Below are 6150 nucleotides of genomic sequence, written 5' to 3' on the forward strand. Positions count from 1 at the left end.
CGGTTGCGTTACCTTTCAGGTCGTGAGTCTGGATGAGGCAATTCGTGTCACCGCACCGGCTCCCGTCGCGCGTCGGCGCAGCAGGCACAGCGCAACACCGCCTGCCCAGACTGCCCTGACACTCGAGCAGCTGCGCTCCTTTGGTGCCCAGCCCGCTGCGATCGCCGGAGACCATGCCATTACATTCGCCGAGCTCGCCGACCGCGTCGCCAACCGGATTGCCGCACGACGCACGACGCAACGCCATGTCGAAATCATCGTGGCCCGTCCGGACCTCGACACCATCGTCGAATTTTTGGCTGCACTGCACCTCGAGAACCCAGTCGCTCTTGCGCCTGACGAGGCAGCTGCGGCACAACTCGACGCACGGTTCGGTGACACCAAACCTGACGACATCCATCCTGATCTGGCGCTCCTGATGAGCACGTCGGGCACGACTGGCACGAGCAAGCTGGTCCGGCTCTCGAAGGGCGCCGTGACGTCCAATGCGATCGCGATCGCCGACTACCTCGAACTCCGGTCGGACGATCGGGCGATCACCTCACTGCCACTGCACTACTGCTACGGCCTGTCGGTCCTCACATCGCATCTCGCGGTCGGAGCATCCGTCGTGCTGACCGACGCTGCCGTTGTCGATCCGTGCTTCTGGGCAGCGGTCGACCGGTGGAACGTCACCGGCCTCGCCGGCGTCCCGTACACGTTCGAGTTGCTCGATCGCCAGCGCGCTACCGGCGTCGAACGGCTCGCCGCCCCGTCGCTGCGCTACGTCACCCAGGCCGGAGGTCGCCTCGACCCAGCAGCCGTCGATCATCTCGTCTGCCTGGGGGACCAACACAACTTTGACATGTTCGTCATGTACGGCCAGACCGAAGCCACAGCTCGAATGACATACCTCGACCCCGACGCCGCCCGGACCTGGCCCGGTTCGATTGGTCGACCAATTCCTGGCGGCTCGATCGAGTTGCGACCAGTGCAAGGCGCCGCACCCGGCATCGGCGAAATCGTCTACAGCGGACCCAACGTCATGATGGGCTACGCAGCAAGCGGTGACGATCTCGCTCGTGGCCACGAGTTCGACGAACTGTCAACCGGGGACCTCGCACGGTTCAACGCCGCCGGACTGTTGGAAATCGTCGGACGGGCAAATCGCATCGTCAAGATCCACGGCCTGCGCACCGACCTCGATCAGCTCGAAGCCGACCTCGCGAATTGCGGCATCACCGCCCTGTGTACCGGCGACGACAACGGGATCGTCATTGCCCGGCTCGACGAGACAACCAATTCAGTCGCCCACGACACTGATCTACTCGAGGCCACTGCACAACTGGTCGCCATCCCCCCGGCGCGTCTGGCAGCCGTGTCGTTGCCAGCATGGCCACGCACACTGTCGGGAAAAATCGACCTGCCATCGGTCACGACTGCGGCGCGATCAATCCAACACGCGAGCACCGACACAGACACCACTGTGCAGCACGCGTTCGAGTTGATCGTCGGGCCAGTGAATGCGCCGTCGACGCAGACATTCGCCTCGCTCGGCGGCGACTCCTTCAGCTACGTCGAGATGTCAATCCGCCTCGAGCCGCTCATCGGCACGCTCCCGAGCGACTGGCACCTCCAGAGCGTCAGCGCACTGACTGCCCTGGCCGAAGATCACGAACCAAGCACATCAAAACGGTGGACTCGCCTCGATACCAGCGTGGTGATCCGTGCGCTCGCAATCGTGCTGATCGTCTGCACCCACATGGGGCTGTACCGGCTACCCGGCGGCGCGCACACACTGCTGCTGGTCCTCGGCTACAACGTTGCGCGCTTCCAACTCAGTTCCGCAGGCGAGCCTGGGCGCCTCCGCAAAGTGTCGACGACCATCGCTCGGGTCGCTGTTCCGACGGTGGCATGGATCGGCACCCAGATGCTCCTTTTCGGTGGGTACAGCCTCGGAGCGCTCTTGCTCGTCAACAACTATTTCGGTTCGGCCTGGCGCCGCGACGGCCGCTGGGAATACTGGTATTTCGAGACCTTTGTCCAATCGATGATCGTGATCGGGCTGCTGTTCGCGATTCCCGCAGTTCGCCGTGCTGAACGCCGGACACCGTTCGGGTTTGCACTCGTCGTCGTTGCCGTCACGCTGGTTTTCAGGTTTCAGATCATTGAGTTGGGCGACTCGTACAACTCGATGTTCCGCCCGCACATGGTGGCGTGTTTCATCGCCCTTGGCTGGGCAGCGCAGCGCGCCCGCCACGTCTGGCAGGGTCTCTTGGTGACGGGGCTTCTTGCAGTGACCAGCGTCGGCTACTTCGGCCAGGTCGACCGGGAATGGCGAATCATCCTGCTCGGGACGGCACTCATCTGGCTGCCAACAATTCCCGTGCCGCGTCTCGCGGCGAGGCTGATCGGCGTGATCGCAGCAGCCTCGATGCATATCTTCCTGATCCACTGGCAAGTCTGGCCACTGTTCACCCCGTGGCTCGATCGTCATGTGGCGCTCGCCGCCACGGTCGCGACCGGCGTCGCTGTGTGGTGGGTCCTCGACCGACTGTGTTCTGCAGCACGACAGCAGCGAAGCCGCGCTCTGCGCCGCGTCAGCTCAGGTAACGATCAAGCAGGTTCGCTGTGACTTGCTGGACCTCGGAGTCGTCGCCGAGTCCGAATGCCCAGTCCGTCGTACCGATCACGACGACTTCGCCGCCACCCTGACCATCACCATCACCATCACCATCACCATCACCGCGACCATACGGTTCGACGACCATCATCACCGAGTTGCCATGGCGAACGCGCGCCAGGCTGTCGGCGTCGACGCGCCCGTGCAGCCGAGACGCGATGAACTCGATGTCGCCCTGATCACTGAGCGCTGAGATCGACGCCGGATACTCACCCATCCCGACGTTGCTCGCCGGTGTGAATGCGACGACAACGGTGTGCTTGCCGCTGGGCGCGTTGGCGTGAGGCCGAGTGATCGGCAGCTGATAGTCGTCAAAGTCGAGCAGCCGGCCGGTCGTCTCGTAGCCGACGACGCCGTGCTTGGTCCCGAGCAAGTCGCCGTAGCGCAGGCCCGTACCCGCAACCAACCAGTGGTCGGCTCGATAGACCGTGTAGCCGCCCGAGCCGCGAGGCGTGGCCTGTCCGAAACGGCTGTACAAGCCCCACGCCGAACCGGCGCCGAACAGCGACCATTCGGGGTTGGCGATGATTGGATCGCACCACATGCCGGACATCTCTGCCTCGCGGCCCTCGGCCATCACGGGGTCGGTGTCGTGCGCGGAGTACTTGTGGCAGACCATCGCATTGCCTTCGAGGCGGACCTGCCAGAACATCGTGTTGCCCGACATCGACGCGATGTTGCCACCCTGCTCGACGTGCTGTTCGAGTGTTCGTCGCTGCGACGCCGACCAGTACTCGTCGTGCCCGACATCGATGAACAGGCCGTAGCCGTCGAGCGCGTTCGGATTTTCCAGATCACTCGAGACGCAGTAGTCAAACCGGTAACCGGCTCGTTCGGCCCACTCGACGAATCGTCGCTCGTGGGCGAACCATCCAGTCGAACCGATGGCTGCCGGATACCCGTGCGCGAACCGGTACTCCTGGAAGTGGTCGCCATTGACGTCGGGCTCTTCGCCCCAGCGCGTCGGCCGCGACTTCCGGTCGTCCCGATCGACCTCGGGCCGGCTCAGCATCCCGCGGCTCCATGGCCGCTCGAAGCTCACTTGTTTGCCTCCGGTGTACAGACTCTTGCCACCCCAGGTGTTGTACGCGTTCCAGGTGTTCGTCGACAGCATGAGTACAGCGCTCGCCCGGTCGTCCGGGTTGCCGGTGACGACAAAGCCGGAGTACGACACGTCACGGCCAGGCGCAGCGTCAGCGGCGGTGACCGTCACGAGGTAGAAGCCCGACCGCCACGACGCGTCAGCAGTGATCGACAGCGACGCCGCCCAGGCGCAGCCATTGCTGTCGGCATCACTTGGTGGCAGCGTCGACACGCCCGGGTTGTCGACCGACTTCCACACGACCTCACGTTCGCCGCCCCACCGTTCGACAACCACAGCGAACGTGGCGGCCTTGGTCGAGACATGGAGATCGATCGAGCCGCCGGGCGCGGTGCTCAGCTGTGAGCAGTAGCTCTCGATTTCGTCGTAGAACGTGATGTCGTCAGCCATGTCGTTGCTCAATCAATCAGGCTGCGTTGACCGCGTCGTCGACGATGTCATACAGCTGGTCGGCAAGGTCGTTGCCCTCACCGGATGTCGACTCAATGACGAGGTATGCGCCGTAGCCGTCTTCCAGATCGAGCCACGGGACCGTGCCGTAGGCGCCGCCATCACTGATCCGGCCACTCTCTCGGTCGATCCACCAGCCCATTCCGTAACCCGTTCCGGCACCACCAGCTGAACCGTCGTAGGCAGCAGCGATCCGGTCGGCGTGCATCGTGTCAAGCGCTTCCTGCGAGAGCACCTGCTCGTCGCCACACACGCCACCGCTGAGGTGCATGAGCAGGAGTTGGCCGTAATCGGAGGCCGTGATGTACGCGCCGCCTTCGAGGTTCGGATTGTCGGTGGCGATCAACGTCGACGGGTCGGAGTTGAATGCAACCGGGTAGTTGAATCCAGCACCGATCTGTGTGAAGTGGTTGTTGAATGCCAGCGAGTCGACGCCGCACGGCTGGACATAGGTCTCGTCGATCAATTCGGCCCACGACTTACCGGACACTGCTTCGGCCACCGCGCCAGCGACCTGCCACTGTGCTCCGCCGTAGTTGAACGCGACGTCCGGCCTGGTGATGTCAGCGTCGTCGTCCGGCGAGGTGAAAATGCTCCTGGCGCAGTCCTGCAGCGTGCCGGCCGGGAGGAACTGGCAGATGTACGGGCCGTAGCCAGGATCGGGGAGCAGCCCGGGAAGGCCCGAACTGTTGGACAGGAGCTGCGCTGGGGTGATCTCCGGGTTGTCCGACCCCCAGTCGACAGCGTCGACAACTGGCGCGTCGATGTTGAGGAGTCCGTCGTCCTGGAGGCGCAAGAGCACGCCGGCCACGAGCATTTTGCTCGACGATGCAATCAGCGAGGAGCGTTCCGGGCCGAACTCCCCCCAGTACTGCTCAAAGATGACGCCGTCGTCGGCGTCGACGATCACGAGGCCCGCACCGTTCAACCCACGGTCGTCGACAAATGCTTGCACGACCGAGTCGACGGCAGCGAAGTCGTACGCGGTCGGTTCAGGCTCAGGCTCGGTCACGACCGGGTCGGCAACGACCGGATCGACTTCGGGCTCCGTGTCGACCGGCTCGGGCACAACTGGGTCAGCATCCGGCACGGGTTCGGCGGCGAGTACCTCTGCTTCCGTCACGGGCAGCTCGGTCGCTGCGGTGCCAGCCTCATCGTCGCTGCCAGCGCAGGCCGCAACACCCAGCGCTGCAACGATCGAGAGAGACAAGAGTCGGCGGGTGTTCACGTCGTCGACCGTACAACGCCGTCACCGATTGGCCGAGGTTCGAGTTCTCATTTCTCCGGCGAGCACACCGGCGGGCCGTCCGACGTGTCAGCATCCTTGGATGGTCGCTTCTCCGAAACCGCCGACGCAGCACACGCTCGACATCCTCGCGACGTCAGCCAGCCAGTTCACTCCCGACCCTGCCGACACCGAGCGCGCCAATCGCGGGCTAATTGCGACACATGAAACCGGCTTGATCGAAGAAGGCGGACGCACGGTTTGGGACATCAGCCGACACGACTTCGTGCGCGAGTCCGAGGTCGCTCCGAGTTCGGTCCATGCCAGCCTCTGGCACCAGGCCCGACTCAACGCTGTGCACGGACTGTTCGAAGTTGCACCCGGCCTCTGGCAGGCGCGCGGCTACGACATCTCGAACATCAGCTTCCTTGCTGGCGATCGCGGCTGGGTGATCATTGACCCGCTGACCAGCGAAGCGTGCGCTCGGGCCTGCCTTGACCTGGCCAACGCCGAACTCGGTGAGCGCCCCGTCACCGCGGTGATCTACACCCATAGCCACATCGACCACTTCGGTGGTGTGCGCGGCGTGGTCGACGAGGCCGCAGTCGATGCCGGCGAGGTGCAGATCATCGCCCCTGATCAGTTCATGCGCGAGGCCGTCTTCGAGAACGTCATTGCCGGCCCAGCGATGGGCCGACGCGCTGCCTACCA

General features: G+C 64.2%; 4 protein-coding genes. 2 read left to right on the forward strand and 2 right to left on the reverse strand.

The genetic code is table 11. The annotated features are described in order from the left end of the window. The first annotated feature begins 22 nt into the window (after positions 1-22). Positions 23-2614 (forward strand): AMP-binding protein, encoded by a 2592-nt coding sequence (locus tag ACH2EI_RS09275; RefSeq protein WP_395159793.1) that lies wholly within the window; start codon positions 23-25, stop codon positions 2612-2614. On the opposite strand, the gene ACH2EI_RS09280 is transcribed toward ACH2EI_RS09275, so the two are convergent. Both ACH2EI_RS09280 and ACH2EI_RS09285 read right to left on the reverse strand, forming a co-directional pair. Beyond that, on the reverse strand, positions 2580-4154 hold the full coding sequence (locus ACH2EI_RS09280; RefSeq protein ID WP_395152823.1) for a N,N-dimethylformamidase beta subunit family domain-containing protein: 1575 nt from the start codon (positions 4152-4154) through the stop codon (positions 2580-2582). The genes ACH2EI_RS09275 and ACH2EI_RS09280 overlap by 35 nt on opposite strands. A 16-nt stretch (positions 4155-4170) precedes the next feature. Beyond that, the gene (locus tag ACH2EI_RS09285) at positions 4171-5442 is read right to left on the reverse strand and encodes a serine hydrolase (protein WP_395152824.1); all 1272 of its coding nucleotides are present in this window, start codon (positions 5440-5442) and stop codon (positions 4171-4173) included. A gap of 100 nt (positions 5443-5542) precedes the next feature. Between ACH2EI_RS09285 and ACH2EI_RS09290 the strand changes: the two genes are divergently transcribed. Then, positions 5543-6150, forward strand: a 608-nt coding sequence (locus ACH2EI_RS09290) for an MBL fold metallo-hydrolase (RefSeq protein ID WP_395159795.1), incomplete at its 3' end; no start/stop codon positions are given.

Origin of the sequence: Ilumatobacter sp., assembly GCF_041688325.1 — a bacterium.
In the GTDB taxonomy this organism is placed as follows: Bacteria; Actinomycetota; Acidimicrobiia; order Acidimicrobiales; family Ilumatobacteraceae; genus Ilumatobacter_A.